Origin of the sequence: Roseovarius sp. AK1035, assembly GCF_003288315.1 — a bacterium.
Classification (GTDB): Bacteria; Pseudomonadota; Alphaproteobacteria; order Rhodobacterales; family Rhodobacteraceae; genus Roseovarius; species Roseovarius mucosus_A.
In genome coordinates this window covers 1,365,172-1,390,341 of record NZ_CP030099.1, presented here as the reverse complement: position 1 = coordinate 1,390,341, position 25,170 = coordinate 1,365,172, and the positions used below count along the sequence as shown (strand labels likewise).

At 62.2% G+C, this 25,170-nt stretch carries 19 protein-coding genes; 13 read left to right on the top strand and 6 right to left on the bottom strand.

Annotation, left to right across the window (positions count from 1 at the left end; translation table 11 throughout):
* The first annotated feature begins 4 nt into the window (after positions 1-4).
* From RAK1035_RS20365 to RAK1035_RS06635, 7 genes are all read left to right on the top strand, one after another.
* Positions 5-577, top strand: coding sequence for a hypothetical protein (locus tag RAK1035_RS20365; protein WP_008281363.1), 573 nt, complete (start codon positions 5-7; stop codon positions 575-577).
* Entirely contained in the window at positions 574-1,188 is a 615-nt protein-coding gene (locus RAK1035_RS06660; RefSeq protein ID WP_008281362.1) for an SCO family protein, read from the top strand. The genes RAK1035_RS20365 and RAK1035_RS06660 overlap by 4 nt, the downstream gene beginning before the upstream one ends.
* Positions 1,189-1,473: 285 nt before the next feature.
* Positions 1,474-2,538 carry a DUF2793 domain-containing protein gene (locus RAK1035_RS06655; RefSeq protein WP_008281361.1) on the top strand — a complete coding sequence of 355 codons (1,065 nt, stop codon included), beginning with the start codon at positions 1,474-1,476 and terminating at the stop codon, positions 2,536-2,538.
* A gap of 11 nt (positions 2,539-2,549) precedes the next feature.
* Positions 2,550-2,867 carry a hypothetical protein gene (locus tag RAK1035_RS06650; RefSeq protein WP_008281360.1) on the top strand — a complete coding sequence of 106 codons (318 nt, stop codon included), beginning with the start codon at positions 2,550-2,552 and terminating at the stop codon, positions 2,865-2,867.
* Positions 2,857-3,219, top strand: coding sequence for a hypothetical protein (locus RAK1035_RS06645; RefSeq protein WP_008281359.1), 363 nt, complete (start codon positions 2,857-2,859; stop codon positions 3,217-3,219). Before RAK1035_RS06650 ends, RAK1035_RS06645 begins: the two co-directional genes overlap by 11 nt.
* A 196-nt stretch (positions 3,220-3,415) precedes the next feature.
* The gene (locus RAK1035_RS06640) at positions 3,416-6,367 is read left to right on the top strand and encodes a choice-of-anchor L domain-containing protein (protein ID WP_008281358.1); all 2,952 of its coding nucleotides are present in this window, start codon (positions 3,416-3,418) and stop codon (positions 6,365-6,367) included.
* 157 nt (positions 6,368-6,524) lie between these two features.
* Positions 6,525-9,059, top strand: coding sequence for a calcium-binding protein (locus RAK1035_RS06635; protein ID WP_008281357.1), 2,535 nt, complete (start codon positions 6,525-6,527; stop codon positions 9,057-9,059).
* A 21-nt stretch (positions 9,060-9,080) separates the two neighbouring features.
* Here RAK1035_RS06635 and RAK1035_RS20635 read toward each other — a convergent pair whose 3' ends face one another.
* From RAK1035_RS20635 to RAK1035_RS06610, 5 genes are all read right to left on the bottom strand, one after another.
* Positions 9,081-10,991: a glycosyltransferase family A protein gene (locus tag RAK1035_RS20635; protein ID WP_008281356.1), complete on the bottom strand. Its 1,911-nt coding sequence runs from the start codon at positions 10,989-10,991 to the stop codon at positions 9,081-9,083.
* A gap of 3 nt (positions 10,992-10,994) precedes the next feature.
* On the bottom strand, positions 10,995-11,210 hold the full coding sequence (locus tag RAK1035_RS06625; RefSeq protein ID WP_008281355.1) for a hypothetical protein: 216 nt from the start codon (positions 11,208-11,210) through the stop codon (positions 10,995-10,997).
* A complete protein-coding gene (locus RAK1035_RS06620) occupies positions 11,207-12,511 on the bottom strand; it encodes a glycosyltransferase family 2 protein (RefSeq protein ID WP_112303065.1) in 1,305 nt (434 codons plus the stop codon). The genes RAK1035_RS06625 and RAK1035_RS06620 overlap by 4 nt, the downstream gene beginning before the upstream one ends.
* Positions 12,512-12,643: 132 nt before the next feature.
* Positions 12,644-15,049 (bottom strand): YbcC family protein, encoded by a 2,406-nt coding sequence (locus tag RAK1035_RS06615; RefSeq protein ID WP_008281352.1) that lies wholly within the window; start codon positions 15,047-15,049, stop codon positions 12,644-12,646.
* Entirely contained in the window at positions 15,046-16,632 is a 1,587-nt protein-coding gene (locus RAK1035_RS06610; protein WP_008281351.1) for an NADH-quinone oxidoreductase subunit L, read from the bottom strand. Before RAK1035_RS06610 ends, RAK1035_RS06615 begins: the two co-directional genes overlap by 4 nt.
* Before the next feature lie 99 nt (positions 16,633-16,731).
* Here RAK1035_RS06610 and RAK1035_RS06605 point away from each other — a divergent pair, with 99 nt between their 5' ends.
* Complete coding sequence (locus RAK1035_RS06605; protein ID WP_008281350.1) at positions 16,732-17,607, top strand: LysR family transcriptional regulator; 876 nt, start codon at positions 16,732-16,734, stop codon at positions 17,605-17,607.
* A gap of 88 nt (positions 17,608-17,695) precedes the next feature.
* Here the strand turns inward: RAK1035_RS06605 and RAK1035_RS20145 are convergent, their stop codons facing one another.
* A complete protein-coding gene (locus RAK1035_RS20145; protein ID WP_157132405.1) occupies positions 17,696-19,066 on the bottom strand; it encodes a hypothetical protein in 1,371 nt (456 codons plus the stop codon).
* Between the two features lie 228 nt (positions 19,067-19,294).
* On the opposite strand from RAK1035_RS20145, the gene ttcA reads away from it, so the two are divergent.
* From ttcA to yihA, 5 genes are all read left to right on the top strand, one after another.
* Entirely contained in the window at positions 19,295-20,164 is an 870-nt protein-coding gene (gene ttcA / locus RAK1035_RS06600; RefSeq protein ID WP_008281349.1) for a tRNA 2-thiocytidine(32) synthetase TtcA, read from the top strand.
* Positions 20,165-20,209: 45 nt separating this feature from the next.
* Positions 20,210-21,727, top strand: a complete 1,518-nt coding sequence (locus RAK1035_RS06595; RefSeq protein ID WP_008281348.1) for a putative bifunctional diguanylate cyclase/phosphodiesterase — start codon at positions 20,210-20,212, stop codon at positions 21,725-21,727.
* A 112-nt stretch (positions 21,728-21,839) separates the two neighbouring features.
* On the top strand, positions 21,840-23,675 hold the full coding sequence (gene yidC, locus RAK1035_RS06590; protein WP_008281347.1) for a membrane protein insertase YidC: 1,836 nt from the start codon (positions 21,840-21,842) through the stop codon (positions 23,673-23,675).
* On the top strand, positions 23,672-24,415 hold the full coding sequence (locus tag RAK1035_RS06585; protein ID WP_008281346.1) for an MOSC domain-containing protein: 744 nt from the start codon (positions 23,672-23,674) through the stop codon (positions 24,413-24,415). Before yidC ends, RAK1035_RS06585 begins: the two co-directional genes overlap by 4 nt.
* The gene (yihA, locus tag RAK1035_RS06580) at positions 24,415-25,065 is read left to right on the top strand and encodes a ribosome biogenesis GTP-binding protein YihA/YsxC (protein ID WP_008281345.1); all 651 of its coding nucleotides are present in this window, start codon (positions 24,415-24,417) and stop codon (positions 25,063-25,065) included. The genes RAK1035_RS06585 and yihA overlap by 1 nt, the downstream gene beginning before the upstream one ends.
* Positions 25,066-25,170: the final 105 nt, after the last annotated feature.

Genomic DNA, 25,170 nt, shown 5'->3' with positions numbered 1-25,170 from the left:
CACAATGAAACATGTTCTGATGATGCTCGCGTTCACCGGCATGGCACTTCCTGCTGGCGCGCAGGATTTCTCCCAAGGGTCCGAGGCGAAAACATGGAACCTCTATGCCGAGCAACCCGCGCGGTTTGAGGCCAAGGTGGTGGATATTCTGTGCGAACTGACCGGCGATTGCCCGGCAGATTGCGGTGGCGGGGTGCGCCAACTGGGTTTGCTGCGCAACGCCGACAACGTTCTGGTCTATCCCAACAAGAACGCGCAGGCTGCGTTCTCAGGGGCGGCGGTTGACATATTGCCATTCTGCGGCAAGCAGGTCGAGGTTGACGGCCTGTTGATCGAAGATCCCGATCTTAAGGCGACGAACATCTATCTGGTGCAAAAGATCCGCGCTCTGGGCGATGCCGAATGGACCGCCGCCAACCGCTGGACGGACGTATGGGCAGAAAACCATCCCGAGGCGGATGGCAAGGGGCCATGGTTCCGCCGCGACCCGCGCGTCAACGCAGAGATTGCCGCACATGGCTACACCGGCATCGGCGTTGAAGAAGAACAGCAATTCATAAAGGAATTGTTTGAATGAAACTCCGAACTCTGCTGCTGGCCGTGGCATGTAGCGGCTTGGCATCTGGCGCATTGGCGCATGGCCCGGAAAAGCACGCAGCGCCGCCCGTCCTTGCGCCATCGGATTCAGTGACGGCACTGCCATGGAAACTGGGCGGCGCGTTCGAGCTTGTCGACCATACCGGCAAAACCCGCACCCAGACTGATCCGGACGGTCGGATGCAGCTTGTATTCTTCGGCTATGCCAATTGCCCCGGCATCTGCAGTGCGGCCCTGCCAATGATGGTGGACGCCGCAGAGCTTGTGAAACAGCGTGGCATTCCAGTCAGCCCGATCATGATCACCATAGACCCGGAGCTGGACACGCCCAAAACGATCGGGCCCGCCTTGGCTGAAATCTCGACGGATCTTATTGGCCTGACCGGCAATCCCGAGGCGTTGAGCAAGGCCTATCGTGCGTTTCAGATCACCTTTGAAAAGGTCATGGATCATCCAGAATATGGGCCCATCTATGCCCATAGCAGCCATATCTTTCTGCTCGACGCGGACGGAAAGGTATTGACCCTCATTCCGCCGGTTCTGCCAGCAGAGCAGTTCGCAGACATCGTGATGAAATACGCCGGAAGCTGAAGCCTGTTCAAAGCATAAAAGGCCCACGCACTCTCCGGGGCGCTCTTGGGCAAAATCGGTGAGGGGCTCATCTCGACGTTGCCGCTGCCAACGCCGACCTCATTGGTGTGCCGCAGGTGCGGTCTTGCCATCTGATCGGTGCTGGTTGCGGCAATGCTACGGCCGTCCAGCCGGACATTTTTTAACTTATAATCAGATAGATAGTCCACCATCGCCCCATTTGTTAAGGGGTTGGTAATCCCGTTTCCCGAGTCTCTCGTCTGCGCAACCGTTCTGGAGAGACCGATGTCGGATGTATCAGCCCGCCTAGACCTGCCATTTATCGCCCCGTCACAGGCGCAAAAGCATGTGACCTATAATGAGGCTGTGCAGCGGCTGGATCTTCTGGTCCAGATGGCGCTGGACGGGTTCGAGGCCACCGAACCGCCCGCCGCCCCCGAGACCGGCGCGCGCTATGCCCTTGGCCAAGGGGCGATGGGGGCCTGGGCCGGGCAGGATGGCCAAATCGCCGTCTTTCTCGGCGAAGCCTGGGGCTTTGTTGCGCCGCAAGAAGGCTGGATCGCAACCGCGCGCGGCTCTGCTGATCTGCGCCTCTATCGGGATGGCACGTGGCGCAGCATTCCAGAGCGGGTTGAGAGGCTTGGCATCGCCACCGATGCCGATGCGCTCAACCGTCTGAGCGTGGCGGCAGAGGCGACCTTGCTCACCCATGCAGGCGCGGGGCATCAGCTCAAGATCAACAAGGCCGAAGCGGGTGCCACCGCAAGCCTTTTGTTTCAAACCGGCTTTGCCGGGCGCGCGGAAATGGGCATCGCCGGGCAGGATGATTTTTCCATCAAAGTCACCGCCGATGGCGTCAACTGGACCGAGGCGCTGCGCGTCAATGCCCAGACCGGGCGTCTCAGCGGCGCCGCCGTGCAATCGTCGGCCAATGACACCACGCCGGGGCGGGTTTTGACCGTTGGGGCCCAAGGCGCGGCACTCGGCGCGGATGTCTATCGCAAGGCGAATATCCTTGGCACCGTGTCGATGTCTGGCGCCGTGCCGACAGGGGCTGTGATCGAGCGCGGCAGCAACGCCAACGGGCGGTATATTCGATTTGCGGATGGCACGCAGATTTGCACTGGCACTCTCACATCAGACGGTGCCGCGGAAACGGTCTGGACCTATCCGGCGGTCTTCGCCGGGGTCGATGGCCTTGCAATCACTCCAACCATAGGCGCGCCGCGGTTCGGGAACCCGACGACGATCGGGGTGAGCAACGCCTCCCTGACGTTCAACACCTGGACAGTTGGGGGCATTCGATCATCGGTTTCAACGCGGTTGTTTGCCCTTGGCCGCTGGTCCTAAAGGAGACACGCATGCAAATCACCCTATCCCCCACCCGCCGCGACACGCCCCTTATGCTAAGCCGCGCTGGCGACACACTCACGCTCAATGGCGAGGTGTTCGATTTCTCGCCACTGCCCGAGGGCGCGACCCTGCCACCCGAGGCCATCGCAAGCGACTGGTTCGCAGGCCCGGTCGAGCGTGTGGGCGGCACGCTGCGCCTCACGCTCGTGCTGCCGCACGGGGCCAACGCGCCGCAAGAAACGCTCTTCCCCGCACCCCTCACCCTTACGGGCAACGGCCCCGTGGCCCTGCCGCCCTACGAGTTGGAGACCCCCGATGCAGATTGATTTCGCCCAAGCCGTCACCGCCGAGACCAAGGCCCAAGCCGCCGCTTTGGCGCGCGCCACGTCGATCAAGACCGACTGCCGTGCGCGCATCCTTGCCGTCGGCTCCGAGGCCACGCAGATGAACATCGCCCAAGCCGGGATCGTCTTCACCGCCGCTGTGCTGGACGGTGCACCGCGTACCGTTGCCCTTGCCGCCTCTGGCTTGCGTGACGGCGATCTGACGCTGGCGCAGGGCTGGAAAGCATGGGTCGCGGCGATGCAGACCGAATGCCGCCGCGCGATTGACAGCGGCGAAGGCCCGGTCTGGCCCGACCTGCCCAAGGGCGTCGCAGACCTCGCCGCAAGGTTCTGAGCCACCCGCCAAGATGGCTGTTCAACACCGGCCTGTTGCTGCGCGCCCCCTCTCGCGGCAACAAACTCGGCGTATAACATTGAAAATCACGTCTTCCCGTCTAAACTCTGGCTGTGGGAATCGGTTCACGTTTTTGTGATGTCCATCCGAAAGCCCACTTTTTAATCTTTATTTCCATAGTCTTGGGGGCTTAGACATGGCAACGCTTTTCACCTTAACGGGGTTTCAGTTCATTACGGCCGGGGACAGTATCGTTGGCCTTCAACCAGCGACACTGGAGTTGCTGGGAAGTGATGATCTGCAATTCACCTATACGTCGACCACCGTTGATCCAACAGAGCCTGAGGGCGATCTTGTTGTGACACAAGGCGACCTCTTCGAGACGCGCTTAGAGGATCTTGATCCCGACTTTTTCGAGAGCCAGTTCGAGACGATTATGGCCGAGGTCTCCTTTGATGGCGCGATGGCGCAGTTCATCGGCTTCACCAATGACCTGTCCGGCGAAACCTTCCTGTTCCAACTGGATAGCGTGCCGCTCTTTGCAGGCCCCGTTCCCACCGAGACGGAACTTGCGGCGGTCGTGGCGGCTGCCGGGTTTGCTGATATTCCACCCGGCGGCCCCTTCTCTCCCGGTGTTGCCTTCTCGCCCAATGCGATTTCCGGCGTTGCAACCGCCGAGGTCGAGCTGTTTCCGGCCACCAATGGCAACGATACGCTGATCGGCTTTGGCACGGATGATGCGATTTCGGGTCTCGATGGCGACGATTTCATCAACGGGCAAGAGGGGCAGGACACCCTGCTTGGCGATGGCGGCAACGACAGCCTGTTTGGCAATGACGGCAATGATCTTCTGAATGGTGGGCTGGGGGCTGATATCCTCGACGGCGGCTTTGGGCTGGATGTGATCCAAGGGTCAGCGGCCGAACTTGACGGCGATAGCGTGACGCTCGCCTTTGGGGACGAGATTCGCATCACCGGGCTTACAAGCAGTTCCATCGTCAGCATCAGCGCAGATAGCCTGACTGTGTCGATTGATATCGATGGCGACGGCACAGAAGACGCGGCCTTCTCTGTATCGCCCTTCGAATTCGGCGCGACCCTCGTGCAATCGGTTGAAGAGGGCACGACCACTCTGCGCTTCTCCGACGCACCCACCGCAGGCATTGGCCTGCCCATCATCGGGCCGTCGGGGTTCGATCAGATCGCAGACGTTCTGGTCTCTGACCCCAATCTGACCCTGACCAATGTCGCGTTCACCGGCGCAATCGAGGGCATCGCGCTCTTGCCCGATGGCTTTGCCATCAACCGGCTCGAGGATCTGGACGGCGACTTTCAGTTCGAGACGGTAACTCCCGTGGTCAACCTCGAGCGCGGCGTGTTCCTGACAACCGGCAGCGGGCCGGGCTCTGGCAATACCTCCGCCTCCTTTTCCGAGGTCCTCGATGAACCCGGCGATGCCGATCTCGACGAGGCGGCGCGCGATGCCTTCTCTGGGGCAGGGCGCACCAATGACGCCTCCGTCATCACATTCACCTTTGACGCGACAGACATCGGCGATGCCCCGGCAGTCTCGTTCGACCTCTTCTTTGGCTCGGATGAATTCCCGGAATTCGTCAACAGCCAGTTTGTCGATATCGCAGCCGTTTTCGTGAACGGACAGAATTTTGCGCTCTTCAACAATGACCCCGGTCAGCCCCTCTCGATCGTCGGAGAGAGCATCAATACACCGGGCAACTTCTTTAACAACAACGGCGTCAACGACTCCACAAACCTCTTTACCGGGCAGTTCGACACTGAGTATGACGGATTTTCGCGGCTGATCACCGTGATTGCCCCCGTTCAAGCGGGGCTGAACGAGATCAAGATCGGGATCGCCGATACCGGTGACTTCGTCTTTGATTCCGGCCTTTTCATTGGCAACATGCAGGCCTCCAACTTCAACTCCAGTGGCAGCTTTGTGAATGTCCCCGGCTCGACAGGGTCGGATCAGATCAACGCGACCGGCGCGCCGGAACTCATCATGCTTGGCGGTGGCGAAGACACGGTCAGCGGCACAGCCCAACAACTTGATGGCGACATCATCGACAACTGGCAGGATGACGACCTTCTGGAAATCCTCGGAAGCGTGTTCGGACTCGATGACATCGTCGTGACCCTTGGCTCTGCCATTCTGGACGTCGACACCGATGGCGACGGGGTGGCCGATACGACCATCACGCTCGAGGGCGATTTCAGCAATGCCACCTTCAATGTCGAGAACTCGGGCGGCAATACCACGATCAGCAGCACCGGGGCGCAGCCCGAGTTCAACATCGTGAACGGCACCGCCGGGTCCGAGTTCCTGCCGGGAACGCTGGATAATGACAGCATCACGGGCGGCGACGGCAATGACTCGATTCCCGCCTCCGATGGCAATGACATCGTGTTTGGCGGCCTTGGCAACGACAACATCGGCGGTGGCCTTGGCAATGATACCATTGATGGCGGTGAGGGCGATGACATCATCGGGGCCGGGTTCGGAGACGACTCCGTGACCGGCGGGGCTGGCAATGACGTGGTCGCAGGCGGTGCGGGCGACGACACGCTCGAAGGCGGCGACGGCAACGACAGCATGTCGGGCAGCTTTGGCAATGACCTCATCGACGGCGGTGAGGGCGCGGATGATATCGGCGGCGGCACCGGGCGCGACACGATTGACGCAGGTGCGGGCAATGACAGTGTTGGTGGTGGTGAAGGCGACGACAGCATCCTTGGCGGCGAGGGCAATGACTTCCTCGCGGGCGGCGGGCGCAACGACACCATCGACGGCGGCGCGGGCAATGACACGATCAATGCAGGCGCTGGCAACGATGTGATCACCGGCGGAACCGGGGCCGATCAATTCGTCTTCAGCGCCTTCTTCGATGGCGAGGCGGATGTGATCACCGATTTCGAGGACGGTTTGGACAGTTTCTTCATCCGCCGCTTCGATCCCGATACTGGCGTTGAAAACATCAACAACGGCGGCAACGGTCTGGCGGGTTTCGTCACGGCGATGAATATCGTCGACGTGGCGGGCGGCGCGCAGATGACGGTGAATGGCAACACGATCCTCGTCGAAGGCATCACCGCCGCGCAGCTCACCGTGGACGATTTCACGTTCCTTTAAGCAGTCATCAAGTCAACGAGAGGGGCGCCATCGGCGCCCCTCACCTATTCAACCCTAGGATGCAATATTGGAAACATTGGGAAAAACGTTGGATACACGGGTTCGTGATTGCTACAGTCCCCGGAGCATTTTGGAACTAGCCTAAGAAGGAAACACAATGAATTTGTTTACAACCAGCGGCATCGCCGTACGCAGAGATGGCTCGCCCGCCGACAACGTCATTGAAGTCCGGGCCATAGAACTTGAGCTGTCCATCACCGGCGATGTTTTCAACTACCGCAGTCTGGGGGTATCCGACCCCGAAGAGATTTTGCCGCTGATCGAATTGAACAATGAAGACGATGTGACGATCGCACGGATCGACGGTATTGATCTTACGGGGCCTGCTGCGGATACCGTCGATCTTTCTTTGGGCTTTATCACCACGCCGCAGGGCACAGCGATCATCATCGCCTTCTTCGATAACTCCTCAAATACGGATTATGTTTTCCGGATTGGCGGCGATGACACGGTGATTTTGCCAACGTCGGTCGCCGGCTTCAATGCGCTCGACGCCTCGATCACGAATGGCGGGCAGGTTACGTTTGGGCCCTTTGCCCCAAACCAGAACATCCAGCTCACCAGTTTTGAAAACACCACCAGCGAACTCTTGCCCGATGGCGAGCTGTTCACCGGCACCAATGGCAACGACACCCTTCTTGGCGGCACCGGCAACGATACGCTGAACGGGTTGGACGGCGATGATGTGCTCGACGGCGCAGGGGGCAATGACACGCTGGACGGCGGCGCAGGCAATGACCAACTCATCGGCGGTGCAGGCTCTGACCTGATCCGCACGGGCGAGAACAACCCCGACTTCGGCGACTTTGTCGTGGGCGGCAGCGGCAATGACACGGTCGACTTCGGTGGTCTGGTTGATGGTTTTGCCGAGGTCAGCTACGGCAATCTTGCATCTGCGATCACCGCAACCATCGACGGGGCAGCCAATACCGGCACCGTTGATAAGGGCGCACAGGGCTTCGACACCCTGCTTGACGTCGAAAACCCGATGCTCTCCGGCTTCGCCAATGGCGGGCTGCGTATCCGGGGCACCTCTGGCGATGACGTGTTCAACTTCAACACCGCATCCAACCAATGGATCAGCGCCCGTGGCTTTGGCGGAAGCGACACCTACAACCTGACCGGCGCAGGCCTTGTCCAGCTCGATTTCCGGGGAACGGCGGTCACGGCCGATCTCGTGGCTGGATCGATCACCCAAGGCGGCAACACCAGCACCGTCAACGGCACCGTGTTCGAGCTTCGGACGGGCAACGAGGCCGACTCGGTCACCGGCGGCACGGCAGATGAATCCTTCCGCGTCGGCGGCGGCAATGACACTGTCGATGGCGGCGCCGGGTTTGACCGGCTGCGCTATGACGATTTTGGCGTGACGGCGGTCAACGCCAACCTCGCCACCGGCATCGTGACGGGCACAGCCAATGGTGTGGCCTTTACCGATACGATCTCCAATATCGAATGGCTGCGTGGCAGCACTGGCAACGATATCCTCATCGGTGACGCCACGGCCAACCGGCTTCAAGGGCGGGACGGCGATGACCGTCTTGTGGGCGGTCTCGGGGATGACACGATCGACGGCGAGGGCGGCACAGACACCGCCGTGCTCGCCGTGGCCCGCGCCGATACGCAGGTCTCCGTGATCAACGGCGGCATCCGGATCATCTCAAGCGAGGGCACGGATTTCTTCACCTCGGTCGAATTCTTCCAATTCGACGATACCCTCATCAGCGCGGCTGATCTGATCAACGGGACGGGGATCACCGGCGAGGTGATCGTGGGCACCGATGGTGACGACTCGCTGATTGGTACGGTCAATGATGACACGCTCGCGGGTGGCGACGGGAATGACAACATCGACTCGGGCGGGGGCGGCAACAACAACATTTCCGGCTCGGATGGCAATGACACGCTCTTTGGCGGGCCGGGGGATGACAGCATCGGTGGCGGCCTTGGCGATGACACCATCTTTGGCAACGGCGGCAACGATGTGCTGGGCGCAGGCTTTGGCAATGATTTCGTGTCCGGTGGCAACGGCAATGACGTGGTCGCAGGCGGCGCTGGCGATGACACGCTCGAAGGCGGCGACGGCAACGACAGCATGTCGGGCAGCTTTGGCAACGATCTGATCTTTGGCAATGGCGGCGCGGATGATATCGGCGGCGGCACCGGGCGCGATACGATTGATGCCGGTGCAGGCAATGATAGCGTTGGCGGCGGTGAAGGCGACGACAGCATCTCGGGCGGTGACGGCAACGACTTCCTCGCTGGTGGCGGCCGAAACGATATAATCGACGGCGGCGCAGGCAATGACACGATCAATGCGGGCGCTGGAAATGACACGATCACCGGCGGAACCGGCGCAGATCAATTCGTCTTCTCGTCCTTCTTCGACGGCGAGGCGGATGTGATCACCGATTTCGAAGATGGGTTGGACAGTTTCTTCATCCGCCGCGTGGACCCGGATACCGGCGAGACCAATATCACCAATGGCGGCAATGGTCTGGCGGGGTTCGTCGCGGCGATGAACATCGTCGATGTCGAGGGCGGCGCGCAAATGACGGTGAATGGCAACACAATCCTCGTCGAAGGCATCACAGCCGCGCAACTCACAGTGGACGATTTCACGTTCCTCTGATCGGGCGTCTGGTCAGCGCCCCTACACTGTCTCTGCTGGCACCTCTCCGGGTGCCAGCATTTTTTGTCCGTCTTCCCATACAACCGGCAGATAGCGATGCGGCTCGGTCACGGCCTGTCCAGGCAGGCGACGGTACCGGGCAGAGCGCACCACCTCACCATGGCAAAGCACCCGTACCGCCTCTCCGTCCACCAGATCACGCAGGGCAGGATGCAGCAATAGCCCCGCCTCCTCCGGCATCGACAGATCATAAAGCGGCACCAGACCCGCGCTGCGCCCCGCCGCACGATCCTCGGCCAACCAACCAAGCAGCGCCTCCACCCCGGCATCCCGCACCGTCATCAGCCCCGCATACACCCGGTCACATTCAACCTCTGCCCTCCCAGAGCACAGCCGGGCAGGCGCGGGAAAGGGGCGCGCGCCACCGGGCCGATACCACAGATGCGGGGCACGCGCATGGTGGTGCATCTGCGCCTCATAATACTCGCGCCGCGCCCCGTAATAGAACCAATCCATGCCGGTTGCCCCGTCCCCCGTCGCGCTGCCCTCGCTGGCCCGTTGCAGGGCCAGCGGGCCGGTGTCGGGCGAGGCAACCGCCCGCGCGCCAAAAAGATGCTGCACCCGGCGCAGCAATTCACTATCGGCGGACACGCGCACCGCGTCCCATCCCCCCAGACAATCGCGCACCAGATCGGTGGGCAGCATCAGCGAGGTCATATTCTCGAAAATCAGGGCGCCTGTGCCGGTCCAGCGACAGGGGCGCAAATCGGGCATGGACCGCGCCTGCTGGCTCAGACAGCCGACAAATCCGGGATTGCCAAGCAGGAATTCCACCTGACAGCGCAGCCGGTCAGGATGCGACCAATCATCGGCATCGTGCAACGTCAGAAACCGCCCCTGCGCCTCGGCCAACCCGGCATTGCGCGCACCATAAGCGCCCCGGTTCTGGTCCAACCGGATCAGGCGGATGCGCGGATCACGCGCCGCATAGGCCGCCACAATCGCCGCCGTATCATCGCTGCTGGCATCGTCGATCACCAAAAGCTCGAACGCCCGCCAACTTTGCGCCTGCATCGCACGCAGCGCCGTTTCAATCGTCGCCGCACTGTCATGTGCCGCCATCAGCACGCTGACAAGCGGCCCCTCCTCTGCCCCCGCAGCGCCCGATGTCGCTGGGATCAGCCGGTCAAGCAGCGCCGCCGCGCCCTCTGCCAAGGCCACCGGCGCATGACCAGCCAAATCCAGCGCCGCATTGAGACAGGCCAGCGCCTCGGCCTCGGACCCCGCCCACCAGATCCGCGCGAGATGCAGAGCCGGGGATTTCGGCGCATCCTCTGCCATGGCCTCTGCCGCCGCCCGATCCCCATCTCGCGCCGCCGCAATCGCCATCACCGGGGCCAACCGCGCCAGCGCCGCACCCGAAATCTCTTGGCGACGTGCCAGCCAGGCACGCGCCTCCGCGCTCTCTCCACGCTGCAAGGCCATAAGGCCCAGCGCCTCTGCCGCCCCGGTAGCGGCCTCCGGCCCCATCTGCCCCTTGGCCATGTCCGCCAGCGCCGCCCGCGGCCCAGCCTCAAGCCCGCCGGTTTCCAGCAAATCGCGCAAATGCTTGAGCCGCCGCAGGGGTGCGGGTACGCGCGCAGGCCCCGCACCGGGATGTGCCTTGCGCCCTTCAGCCTGCCCAGTGGTCAGAAAATGCGTGAACGGATCAAGCCCCGCCGCCGCGACATCGGGATTGGCCGCAAGATAGGCACGCGCCGCGAACTGCGGCCCCGGATCACGCGCCAAAAAGACCCCGATCCATGCATAATGCGTGGCGGGATCAAGCGGCAGACGCGCGACATCCGGATAGACCCGCCCATACCAGCCCGCGTCAAACCATGCCGACCGGCGCAACCGCGCGACCGCTTCGGGATCAACATCGGGCCGCATGGATCAGCGCCGCCGCGCGCGCAACCGCGCCAAAAGACCAGAGGGCTCAGGGGAAGCACGAAGCGCCTCCAACTCCAAAAGCCGCGCACTCAGCCGCGTGATCTCATCCTCGCGCGCGGCCAGCGTTCCACGCAGCGCCTCAACCTGTTCCAGCAGCAGCCGGTTCTGGGCGCGCAACGCGGCCATGCCCCGCGCAATATCATCCTCTGGATCGGTCATGGCCCCTCCGGAATACTGCCCTGTTTGGCGCGAATATGGGCAAGGTTCGGCCCCAACGCCTCGCGCGTCGAAATATTATCAAGGCCAAGACTGTCCACCACATGATGCCCGGTAATGACCGGCAGCGCGACCGGGTCCGACAGGGCGGTATACCGCAGGATCAGATCCCAATCCACCAGCCGCGTCAGGGCCGTATCAAACCCACCCAGCGTCTCGACCAGCCCACGCCGATGCACAAAACTGTTGAGGTCGATGAAGTTCTCTTCGGCCAGTGCGGCCCGGTCAAAACTCTGAAACAACACATCGCTCCACCCCTGCGAAAGGTTGTGCCGACAAATCGCGGTATAGGCACTCCGCGCCCCCGGCACCGCCAGCAATCCGCCCACCGCATAGAGCAGGTGATCCGCCTCCCAGTAATTGTCACTGTCGAGATAGGCGATCACGTCGCCCTGCGCCCGCGCCAGCCCAGCATTGCGCGCCGCCGACACCCCCGCATTCTCCTGCCCAAGCAGGACAAGCCGCCCCGCCGCCACAGGCTCTGGAAACCGCTGCTGCAACAGCTCCAACGTGGCATCGCGGCTGCCATCGTCGATCACGATCACCTCTTTGGGCGCATAGGATTGCAAAAGCGCAGAGGCCACCGCCCTCACAACCGTATGCGCTCGGTTCCAAGTGGGCAGGATCACGCTAACCTCCGGTCTCTGCTGCCCCAAAAGCGCCAGCGCCTCGGCGCGCGCCACCTCTCGCAGGTCGCGACAAGACCGGGGCGCGGGGCAGGTCTCGATCAGCGCTCCCAGAGTTCCCCCCCCTTGATCCAACCATCGCGGCGCGCGCCCCTCCGCCGCCCCGCTTGAGAGGTAATGCGCCAGCGGATCAACCCCGGCAAAGGCCACATCCGGATTACTCGCCAGATACTCCTCCGGCGAAAAAAGCATGGCGCGCTGCGCCTCCGGCAGATCAGGCAGCACCTGCGCCAAAAGCAGGCCCAGCGCCCGCGCCCTGCCCGACAGCCTGTCCGCCTCTTGCGCTTTTTGCGCCGCGCGCAGGGTCAATAGCTCGAATTGCGCGGCCTGCGCCGCAATTCGGCCATTCAACCCATCCTGCGCCATACGCATCAGCAGCGCGCCCAGAAAATCCGCTAAGGGCGTTGCCCCCTCCTGCGCCTGCACCCACGCCTGCGCCGCCTGTAACTGCGGCCCAAGTGCTACCGAAGCTGCCCCGGTCTCATCGGTCTGGGGCCGCTCCAGAAACCGGCTGAGGTCCGCCAACATCTCTGGCATGTCAGGGGGCGGCACGGGCATGACACAAGCCTTCTTTCCGGTCGGACATCAGTCCGGGGATTGCGGGTCAGGACCACGGCCCAAAGCGGGCGCAATCCTGTCCAAGGTTTAATGCGCCCCTTCCCGCGCTGCAATCTTTTCCCCCGGCTGGCCTCAGGCCGCCGCGCGAATGCCCCGTTCCTCGCGGCAGCCCTGCCACTCCAACCCGCCCCGATAGCGCTGCACGATCCGTCCCGCATCATCCAGCAACATCAGATGCAGCCACCGATTGTCAAACAGCGCACGCAGATCGGGATGCCGCGCCAGAATACCCGTCACCGCCTCTGCCGGGGCCGCAACACACACCGTCAGGCGCAGCGGTTCATGCATGAACTCCGCCCCGTCATGCACAGACTGCCACGGCAGCCCCACCCGCAGGGTGCCGCCATTGCCCTCGACCACGCCAACCCCGCCGGTCACATTATGCAACAGCTTGTTGCCCGCGCCGAACACCTCGGGCGCGACCACCGATCCATAATATTGCAGGCTGATCCAGCTTGCGACAACGACCGGCGCGGTCAGGATCAATTCCAGCACACCAAAGCCGTCGTCTTGCCGCCAGTCATAGTCGTGCAGAAAGGCCCGCCCCCCCAACGGCTTGCCCCGCGTCCGGTCGCGCGGTGCCGCAACAAAGGCGTTGCACCCCGCCAGCCCCCATTCGGGCCGGGTTTCGGCCCAATCGGTGCTGCGTGCGCCAATATCGCCCCCCTTGCCCGCACGCGGCAGGCGCAGCGCACGCTCCGTCCGCGCCAGTGCCCCCGCCTCTTGCAAAACCATCTGCGCGCGCTCCAACAGGGCCGGGATCACGGCACAACCGGGGTCTTGCGCATAGAGCGTCACCGCATCCGTGGTCGTATCATGCATCCCCGCGACAAAAACCGTATCATGAGGAATGTCGATCCCTTCCGCGATCAGCCCGGCACGCACCTCCGCCTCATTCAGCAGCCCCGCCAAAAGCCGCGCATTGGCATCGCCGGGATAACCACCACAGGCCCCGCAGTGCAACGCGCTGGCATGCGGGTTGTTCACCACACGCGCCCCATGCCCCACCAACAGCACCAGAGGCGCGAAATCCCCGGTCAGCGACATCGCCCGCAGAATGGCCGCAGCCGTGGCAATCCGCTCGGTCAGGGTAAATTCGGCGCTGAACTGTGGCGCAGGGGGGATGTTGTGGCGCGGGGCCTGTCCCAAAGCATCCCGCAAGAGTTTGCCCAGATAGACCGGCCCGGTCGCCTCGACAAAGGCAAAGGACGACACCGCCGCCAGCTTGAACCGCCCCCAGGCCCGCGCCGCCCGCGCTCCGAACCGTGCGGCCTGATCGGCACCCGCCGCGCTCGGGGCTGTGGCCGTGCTCGACAGTTTCGGTGCCAGCAACACTGGCAACCGCGCCTCGATCACATCCGAAGCGAAATTGCGATGCCCATGCGCCAAGCCAAAGAACCCCGCAAAGCCAAGGGTTTGAATGCCGGGATCCAGGCTTTCCAGCGCGCGCCGAAACACCTCGGACCGCACGTCGATACAGAACGCCGCCTGAAGCGTGGGGCGCGCCTGCACTTTCTCGGGCACCTCCGCCTCCAGCACCTCGGCCAAATCGCGCTGCGCCGCCCGCTCTGCGGCCTCTTGCAACACACAAGCGGCCAGCTGCGCCGGTGTCGCGCATGCCGGCGTCGCATGGGTGGCGCGTATGTCCGCCCAACGTGCCGCAATCTGATCGCCATATTGCGCGAAGAGCGCTGCTTCCCAAACCAGACGGATCGTCAAAAGGTCCGTCGTAATCGGCTCTGCCTGCCCGTCCATCTCGGCTTGCCACAACCGTTGCCGCGCCAGTTGCGACCAGCCCCCAAGCCCCAGCAAAAGCTGGTGAAAATAGCTCTCCGCCGCGCCCGCCTCCAAACCCAAGGCGTCGCAGGCCAGTGACAGCGCCACCCGCGCGCGTCCCGGCTGTGCTGCAACGCGCGCCGCAAACCCAGTCAGACCCGAGATTTCCGGCGTCAGATCCCGGCTGGCAAAAATCTGCCAGCTTTCATAGGCCCCGCGCCCCGCCGTGACCTGCCAGAGCGCTTGACCCGCATCGAAATAGCCTGCCGCCCACGCGCCAATGCGCGCCTCGATCAGGCCCGGCCAGTCCACGCCCGACACCTCCTGCGCCAGATGCGCGAGGGTGGGCAATGCCTCGGGCGTCTCTTGCTCCGCCTCCGCCGCCGCCTTCAACGCAGCCACCGTCGCGGGCGCACCCGCAGGGGCCTCCGCCAGCGCCGCCTCAAGGTCAGCCGCAGTGATCCGCCCCTCGGCAATCCGCGCGCGATACCAGGCATTCGGCATCGTCACCCGCAGGCCCGCGATCCGGCCCAGCTTGGCCGATACCTGCGCCAAACTCTGCCCCGTGTGCCCAAGGAAGGGATTGACCGCAACGGTCGCCTCCAGCGGCCAGAGCGGCGGAATAACGCGGCTCACCTTCTCCGACAGGGCAATCAGTTCCAGATGGGGGCCGGTAAACCCGGCATGCGTCTCGCTCTTCATGATGCCGCTCCCTTGCGCGCCCGTGGCCGCGACCAGACCCGCAACAGGCGGTCCTCGACGGCATTGATGTAAAATCCGTTGGTGATATGCACCCGCAGCCCCTGCGCCGCCGGATGATGCGCCCAGAGCGGCAGGGTCGATTGCGCCACCGCCACCGCGCCGAAACTGACCAGCGCCAACAGGATCAGCGCCCATTCCAGCGGCCCCGCCACAGGCGCAGGCGGCAAGACACCAGCGGTCAGCCATTCCGCACCCCGTTGCAGCGCAAGATACGCCACCGTCGCCAGCACCGACATCTGCGCCGTGCGCCGTGTCAGCGCGCGCGGGGCCGCATCCGCCAACCCCTGCGCCAAAAGATAGGCCACACCAAAGATCAGGATCGCGCCCAGCGCCACCGCCTGAGGCGATTTCGCGCCAAACCCGATCAGCGCGCCCGAGGCAAGATAAACCAGCCCATAAATCGTGATCGCCAACCCAAAGGCCCGCGCGACAGAGCGCAGCCCCGGCACCGCCACCGGCCCCGGCCGCCGCTGCGCCGCCACCCGCTCAATAGCGCCGCCCGCCGACAGGAACGCATGCGCCTTATATAGCGAATGCGCCACGATATGCAGCAGGGCGAGCGGAAAGAGCGCCAGACCACATTGCAGGATCATGAACCCCATCTGCGACACCGTGGACCACGCCAACGAGACCTTGACCGTCGGTTGCGTCAGCATCACCACCCCGCCAAAAAGCGCGGTAAACCCGCCGATCCCCACCAGCACCGCCAGCACCAGCGGCGACAACAGCAGGACATCGGCAAACCGGATCAACAAAAACCCGCCGCCATTCACCACCCCGGCATGCAGCAGGGCCGAAACCGGCGTGGGCGCCTCCATCACCTCGGTAAGCCAGCCGTGGCTCGGGAATTGCGCCGATTTCAGCAGCGCCGCCAGCGCCAAGAACCCCGCCGCCGCCGCTGCCAGCGCGCCGCCTTCACCCAACCGCGCGGCACTCAGGATGCCCGCGATCTGCGTGGTTCCATAGGCCGCAACCAGCAGCAGCGCCGCACCGATCAGCGCCGCATCCCCCAGCCGCGCAGTCACGAATTTCTTATAGGCCGCGCGCTGCGCCCCGATCCGCTCGGGGTAAAACAGCAGCAAACGATGCAGACAGAGGCTGGTGGCGATCCACGCCCCCACAAACTGCACCACCGTGCCCGACAGCACAAGGATCTGCACCGCCGCCAGCGTCGCCAAAAGCCACAGGGCAAAGCGGGCCTGCCCCGCCTCGCCATCCAGATAGGTGCGCGCATACCGCGCAACGACCCAGCCGATAAAGGCCACCAGCATCAGCATCACGGCGCTGACCACATCCACCCGCACCGCGATCACATGGCCCAGCACGCCGGGCGCAGCCCCATCGCCCGCCCCTGTGACCATCAGGATCACCGGCATCGTCAGCGCCACTAGTAGCGCCACAAGGCCAGCCCCTTCCGCCAGCCACGCGGCGCGGCGCGGGGTGATAGTCCGCTGTGCAGGGATCAGGACTGCGGCAACGATCAGAACGACAGGCGCAAGCAGGGGCAAAAGATGGATCGGCATGTAACCTCCGGGGGCAAATGGCTCTCCCGGTGATAGGCAAAACCCGATCATAATAAAAATTCATTGTTCCAAACAAATCATTCTTCTAAACAGAACGATATGACCGAAATGAACTACAACCATCTGCGCTATTTCTGGGAGGTCGCCCGCGACGGCAACCTCACCCGCACCGCGGCCCGGCTCAACCTCTCGCAATCAGCCCTTTCGGTGCAGATCCGCAAGCTCGAGGATCGTCTGGGCCAGCCCGTGTTCGAGCGGCGCAATCGCCAATTGCACCTGACCGAAGCGGGGCGCATCACGCTCGACTATGCCGAAACCATCTTTGGCGCAGGGCAGGAACTCATCGCGACGCTGCGCCAGACCGGTCATGCGCAACAGGTGCTGCGTGTGGGGGCACTCGCCACGCTGTCGCGCAATTTCCAGATCGAATTCCTGCGCCCGCTCTTGGGCCAGCCTCAGATCGAACTTGTCCTGCGCTCCGGCACCTCGATCGAATTGCTCCAGGGGCTAGAGGCGCTCAGCTTGGATGTCGTGCTCACGAATGTGGCCCCCAGCGCCGATGCGCTCACCAGCTTCATCGTGCATCCCGTGGCGCAGCAGCCCGTCAGCGTGATCGGCACCCCCGCCCGGATCGAGGCCGCAGACAGCCTTGCCGCGCTGCTCAGCGCCAATCCGATCATCGTGCCCACGCTCGAATCTCCGGTGCGCGCCGGGTTCGACGCGCTCTGCGCCCGCCTCTCGATCCGCCCGGTGCTCGCCGCCGAAGTCGATGACATGGCCATGATGCGCCTTCTCGCGCGCGAGGATATCGGCCTTGCGGTGCTGCCCCCCATCGTGGTCAAGAACGAACTGGAATCAGGCCTCCTGCAAGAGGCCGCCCATAGCGTCGGCCTCACCGAACATTTCCACGCCGTCACCGCCAAACGCAGATTCCCCAACCCCCTCCTCGCACAGCTTTTTGATCGGGTGTTGTGAGGGCGGACATTCTAGCTCTCTTGAAAATATGAAATGTTGACAGTGTCTTGCATGCTTAGCGCAACCTTGAACTGTCAATGGCGCTTCATCATGCTTGCCGCAACGATATAAGATATTCAGTAAAACTATTCGGTCCATGTCCCCAATGGTGATCATCAGGAAGTGGCAAACTTCGAAACAGTAAGAGAAATGCCAACGCTTCAACAGCGAAGGTACACCGGACGTAGTCTTCAAAATCTTCCTGTCCCGCATGGTCAAATTTCCGGTGAGCAAAATTTCCACGGATTCGGAATGCTTTGTGAAGGTCTCTCAGAAACCTTTGTTTTAGCGTAGTATTGTCTTCTGTCACGGCTTGGTCGATTAAGCGGCTTAAGAACTCATTTCGACTCTCGGTTCCTAGCCGTTTGATTGCTCCTTTAATACGCTCGCCTAAATCAAGGCCCAGCTCTGACGCCTTTTCCTCAGCCGCTCTTGCGATTTCATCAAGCGAATGTTCAATTTCTAAATCTAGCTGCTCAGCACCGGGAATTGACTCGAGCCACTTACACGCATTCAAAATGCGGTTCCGGTCAAAGCTATTTCCGGCTTGCCTAGCTAAACAAAGACCCAAGAGTGCCGGCCTCCAAGTCTTCCAATGATCGATAAAAAATACAAGGCAGTCACATGTTGACTTGCGCTCTGCCTCATCGAAACAGCGCAATACGCTGGACGGTCGAATTTGACTGGAGCTGTCGATTTGCGCCAACGTTCCACTTGGCCAAATTAGCTTGAATGCCGCTGGGAAAGTTCCACCATTGACTAAGGTTTGCTCGTCATTTTTGTCTGGAACAATCGAAAAGTTTCCAATCCGCACCGCGACACCTGAAGCCATAGTTAAAAAAGTTGTAATGAGTGCCACAAAATCGCTCAGATCTTCAATCCGTACAGCATCCCTAAATTGCACTCGACCAGAAATATCTGAGATTCCAAAACGCCCGTCTTGCCAAGTAAGCAGGTATCCAAACGTTATCGTTACACTTTTATCGCTTGCCGAGGCTTCGACGATTTTTGCATCTGGCGGCTCTTCAAATTCTGCTTCCAATATCGATTGCTTTAAATCGGGCGCTTCAAAAAGTCGATTTGTGTCCGACAAACGGAAATTGAACTCTTTTATTCGATCACAGTCGTCCCAAGGTCGAAAACCGACGATGGCTTGACGAACATCGCAGGTCACGAAATTGCAGACGCTGCTACCGTTAGAGGAATGTCCACTCGAACAAGACATCGGCTCGATGGTGCAATACTCACTGTCCTCAAGTTGAAGCACAATACGTTCACGATTTTGATAATGAATGAACTTCTCAAACCCGACGATGTTTAAGTTAATATGTTCCGGTGAGAAAAAAATCCGACCAGCGCTCTCTATTCCCTTAAAAACCACTCTGCAGAGCAGAGTTTTTGAATCGTAATTGTTTTCCAAGAACAAACCTCCGCGGAGCGCATATGCTGTGCATTTATCAATTGGTTGAAGGATCCCATTGTGATGGTCGCTAAGTCAAGACAACCCCGATGCACTCCTTTGAGCATACCTTACATCCACTGTCCCTTGTCCACGGAACATGACCTTCAGCGCTCGTGTTGTACATCTGCCTAACACGCTCCCTCCCCCCCACTTGCCTGCCCCCCGTAAAACCCCTAAAGCCAGCCCATGCTAGACGAGTCCGAAGAGATCCATCCGCTATTCCACGGCGCGCCCAGCAGCACCGAATTCAAAAAGCTGCGCAAACGGATCGTGCGCCATACCCGCGAGGCGATCGAGCAATATGGCATGATCGCGCCGGGCGGCAAATGGCTCGTGTGCCTCTCGGGTGGCAAGGATAGCTACACCCTGCTCGCCGTACTCTACGAACTCAAATGGCGCGGCCTTTTGCCGGTAGAGCTTTTGGCCTGCAATCTCGATCAGGGCCAGCCCGGTTTCCCGGCCACCGTCCTGCCGGATTTTCTCAGCCGTATGCAGGTGCCCCACCGCATCGAATATCAGGACACCTATTCCATCGTCATGGACAAGGTGCCTGCCGGGCGCACCTATTGCGCGCTCTGTTCGCGCCTGCGCCGGGGAAATCTCTACCGCATCGCCCGCGAAGAGGGCTGCACAGCGGTCGTGCTCGGCCATCACCGCGATGACATTCTCGAAACCTTCTTCATGAACCTCTTTCACGGTGGGCGGCTTGCCACCATGCCGCCCAAGCTGGTGAACGAAGAGGGCGATTTGTTCCTCTACCGCCCGCTTGCGCATGTCGCCGAAGAGGATTGCGAGCGGTTCGCCCGCGCCATGAATTACCCGATCATCCCCTGTGACCTTTGCGGGTCTCAGGATGGGCTGCAACGCCAGCAGGTCAAACAAATCCTCGACAGCTGGGAAGCGCGCAGCCCCGGCCGCCGTCAGGTCATGTTCCGCGCGCTGATGAACGCGCGGCCCTCGCATCTGCTTGATCCCAAATTGTTCGATTTCGCGGGCCTGACCACCGAATCGATAAAATCCGACGCAAATCCCGAAGGCTTGCCCAAACTCCGTTAACCCCCACCGCGCTAGGCTCATCGCCAGATTGCGGGACAAGGGTTGATGGTCACAGCAGGGCAAGAACGGATTGCAGGGATTGCGGCACGGCTGCGCGCGCGCCATTGGCCGCAATCGCTGGCGCTGATCGCGGCGGCGGGTCTGGCAACCCACTGGTTCGGGCTTGCGGCCCTGCTCTTGGCGCTACCGCTCACCCTTCTGGCGCTTGCCCTATCGGACCGCCGTCAAACCCCACCCCTGACGGATGAGGCCGCGCGCAGCGCGCCCCTGCGCGCCGCCATCGCCGATAGCCTCTCCAACACGCGGCAGGGGGGCACACGCACCGCCTGCCTGCTTCTTCAGATCGACGAATTCGAGACGCTGACGCATCGCCACGGCCTTGCCGCCGCCGACCGTGTGATCCTTCAAAGCCTTGAACGCCTCGCGCGCATGCTGCGGCCCGCGGATCAGCTTTTCGATCTTGGCGACGGGCGGCTTGGGGTGCTCTTGGCGCCCAAGCCCGGCCTCACGCTGGGCCCGCTTCTGGCCTTGGCCGAGCGGCTGCGCACGGCACTGGCAGAGCCTATCGCGCTCGATGCCACCACGCTGCATATCTCGGCCTCGCTGGGCCTTTGTCTTGATGCACAGGCCCCCGCGCGCACCGCCACAGCCCTTTATGACGCCTGCCACACCGCCCTGCATGAGGCGCAGCGCCACGGGCCTGCGGCGATCCGCGCCTATGGCCGCGGCATGGCCGCACCTACGCCTCCGCCGCGCGCACTTGCACAAGAGGTAACAACAGCCCTGCAAGAGGGGCGGCTAATCACATGGTTCCAGCCGCAGATTTGCACCGATACCGGCCAAATCACCGGGTTCGAGGCGCTTGCACGTTGGCAGCACCCCACAGCAGGCTTGATCGCGCCTGCGGAATTCCTGCCGCTGCTCGCCGCCTCGGGCCGGATGGAGGTGCTGGGCGATGCCATGCTCGCCAATGCGCTCCGCGCCCTGCAAACATGGGATCACCTCGGCCTCGATATACCCTGCGTCGGCCTCAACCTCTCTCCCGAGGAATTGCGCAATCCCACCCTGCCCGAGAAATTCGCCTGGGAGCTGGATCGCTGCGACCTGCCCGCCCATCGGCTGGTGATCGAAGTGCTGGAAACCGTGGTTGCCACCTCTGCCGACGATGTCATCACCCGCAATATCGCGGCACTGGCACGCATGGGCTGCCCCATTGACCTTGACGATTACGGCACCGGCCACGCCTCGCTCGCCACGATCCGCCGCTTTGCCGTCAACCGGCTCAAGATCGACCGGTCCTATGTCACCGCCATTGACCGCGACCCGGACCAACAGCGCATGGTGGGGGCCATCCTGTCGATGGCTGACCGTCTTGGCCTCGCCACACTTGCCGAAGGGGTCGAAACAGCGGGCGAACTTGCCATGCTCGCGCAACTGGGCTGCGCCCATGTGCAGGGCTTTGGCATCGCCCGCCCCATGCCCCTCGCGGCAACGCCCGACTGGATCGCGGCGCATCGCGCCAAACTCGGCCCCTTGCCCCGGATCGCCCGCGCCAAGGGCTGAACCCTGCGATGAATCCCCGCGCCTTGGGGTAAAATCCCCGGAATCCCCTTGACCTTTGCCGCCGCACTCTGTTGAACCGCCCTGACATGTAATACAGGGATGGCCATCGGCGATGGATGATCAGAACAAGAACCTTATCTTGGCAACAGCACTTAGTTTCGTCGTGATTCTAGTGTGGTTCGTGATGTTCCCACCACCCGAACCTGCCCCGGTCGATCCCAACGCCGCCGTACCCACGGCGACCGAGAGCCTGCCCACCCCCTCGGCCACGGGCGGCGCAGAGGCGACCACCGCCACAACCGCAGCCCCCGTGGCAGAGCCGGACGCGCCGCGCCTTACCATCGACACGCCCAGCCTGAAGGGCACGATTTCCCTGCAAGGGGGCCGGATCGACGACATCTTCCTCAAGAATTACCGCGAGACGATCGACCCGGCGTCAGAGATCGTGCGCCTGATGGCCCCTGTCGGCAACGAAACACCCTATTACGCCCTTTATGGCTGGGCGCCCGGCGCTGGCCTGACCCCCGATCAAGTGCCCGGCGCGAACACGCTCTGGCAGGTCGAGAGCGGCGAAAAACTGACGACAAGCACGCCCGTCACCCTCTCGTGGGACAATGGCGCAGGCCTGATCTTCCGCCGCGAACTCAGCGTCGACGAGGATTTCATGTTCTCCGTCCGCCAGTCGGTCGAGAATACCGGGGCAACCGCCGTCAGCCTTGCCCCTTACGGTATCCTCGCCCGTCATGGCCGCCCCGCCGACCTCAAGAACTTCTTCATCCTCCACGAGGGGTTGATCATGATGGCGGATGGCACCCTGTCGGAAATCGACTATGACGATGTCGAGGAATACCCTTTCAACGCCCGCGAAGGTGCGCCCGCCGAAGTCACCCAAGTGACCGAGAATGGCTGGATCGGCTTTACGGATCACTACTGGATGACCACCCTCATCCCCGCAGCGGGCAGCTCGTTCAAGGCGGTGGCCAAGTTCGATCCGCAACGCGGCATCTATCAGACCGAAGCCGTGCAACCGACCCAAACGGTCGAGCCGGGCCAGACCGCAAGCGCCGAAACCCGCCTCTTTGCCGGGGCCAAGGAATGGGCGACGATCCGGCACTATCAGAACGAACAGGGCGTTGACCGCTTTCTCGATTCCATTGACTGGGGCTGGTTCTTCTTCCTGACCAAACCGATCTTTGCGGTGCTGCATTGGCTCAATGCCCTGATTGGCAACATGGGCTGGGCGATCATCGCGCTGACGCTGCTGATCAAGGCGCTTGTGCTGCCCTTGGCCTATAAATCCTACGTCTCCATGGCCAAGATGAAAGACCTCCAGCCGCAGATGGAGAAGATCAAAGAGACCGCTGGCGATGACCGCCAGAAACTCCAGAAAGAAATGATGGAGCTCTACAAGCGGGAAAAGGTCAATCCGGCGGCGGGCTGTCTGCCGATCCTGCTGCAAATTCCCATCTTCTTCTCGCTCTACAAGGTGATCTTCGTCACGCTCGAATTGCGCCACGCGCCTTGGGTCGGCTGGATCAAGGATCTCTCGGCTCCCGATCCTTCGTCGCTCTTCAACCTCTGGGGCGTGCTGCCTTGGGCCGCGCCGGAACCGGGCTCGATCATGGCGCTGATCTTCATTGGCATCCTGCCCTTGGCTTTGGGCATCTCGATGTGGTTGCAGCAGAAACTGAACCCGTCACCCACCGACCCCACGCAAAAGATGATCTTTGCCTGGATGCCTTGGGTCTTCATGTTCATGCTGGGCAGCTTTGCCTCGGGCCTCGTGATCTACTGGATCGCCAACAACGTGATCACCTTCTCGCAGCAATACATGATCATGCGCAGCCAAGGCTATAAACCGGATGTGTTCGGCAATATCACCTCGGGCTTCAAACGAGAGAAACCCGCGGCCGAATCCACGCCCAAAACAACACCCAAGAAAAAATGACAGAGGTTCGCGCCCTCTGGCGGCATCCGATCAAGAGCCACGGGCGCGAAGCGCTGAGCACCGTCACGCTGACCGCCGGGCAGGCCATGCCCGGCGACCGTCTTTGGGCAGTCGCCCTCGAAATCGCCCGGCTGACGGACGGCGAATGGGGGCCTTGCGTCAACTTTTCGCGCGGGTCCAAGACCGGCGCACTCATGGCGATCAATGCGCAGTTGGATGAGGCGGCTGAGACCGTCACCCTCACCCATCCCCACCGCCCCGATCTGACCTTTCATCCCGATCACGACGGGCAGGCGTTTCTCGATTGGGTGCGCCCCCTGATGCCACCCGAGGGCACGCAGCCCCTGCGCCTCTACCGGCTTGATGGGCGCGGCTATACCGATACCGACTACCCGTCGGTGAGCCTGCTCAACCTCGCCTCAAACGCAGACCTCGCAGACAAGATGGGGGCCGATGTGTCACCCCTACGCTGGCGCTGTAACATCCATCTCGACGGGCTTGCCCCTTGGGCCGAATTCGACCTCATCGGTAAAACTCTGCGCCTCGGGACCGCCGAAATGATCGTGCGTGAACCGATCCGCCGCTGCTTGGCCACCACCGCCAACCCGGCGACCGGCGCGCGCGACCTCGACACGCTGGCAGCCCTCAACAAGACCTGGGATCATCAGGATTTCGGCATTTACGCCGAGGTGATCACCGGCGGCACCATCGCCCTTGGCGACCAGCTTGAGGTGCTGTGATGCAACTGCGTTTTCCCATCGCGCCAGAGCCTGAGCACGAGATTTCCGAACAGGGCCGCAAGCTCTTTGCTGGGCCGGTTGATTTCGTCAAAGGCGTCGTCGCCATGTCCGGCCTGCCGCCCGCCGACCGGCTCGAGGTCTGCTTTGCCGGGCGCTCCAATGTCGGGAAATCCAGCCTGATCAACGCGCTCACAGGCCGCAAGGCGCTTGCACGCGCCTCCAACACCCCCGGTCGCACGCAGGAAATCAACTTCTTCGCATTGGGCGAGAGCCACTATCTCGTCGACCTTCCCGGTTATGGCTATGCCAATGCGCCGCTCGCCGTGGTGCAAAAATGGCAGGCGCTCTTGAAGCAATACCTGTCAGGTCGCCAAACCCTGCGCCGCGCCTTTGTGCTGGTCGATGCGCGCCACGGCATCAAAACCGTGGATGAAGAGATCATGTCGCTCCTCGACGCCTCCGCCGTGACCTTTCAATGCGTGCTGACCAAGACGGATAAGATCAACGCCGCCGACCGCGACCGCGTGTTGGACCAAGTGCGCGCCAAACTTGCCCCGCATCCGGCCGCCTATCCCGAGCTGATCCTCACCTCCAGCGAGAAATCCGAGGGGCTGGCCACCCTGCGCGCCACCATCGCCACGCTGGAATAGGGCGCGCCCCTAACTCGGTCACGCCCCGGGGCCTCTCCCGCGCCACACCCAACCCCTTCAAAATAGATCGGCCCGCGAACCCCTCCTGATCCGCGAGCCGCTCCT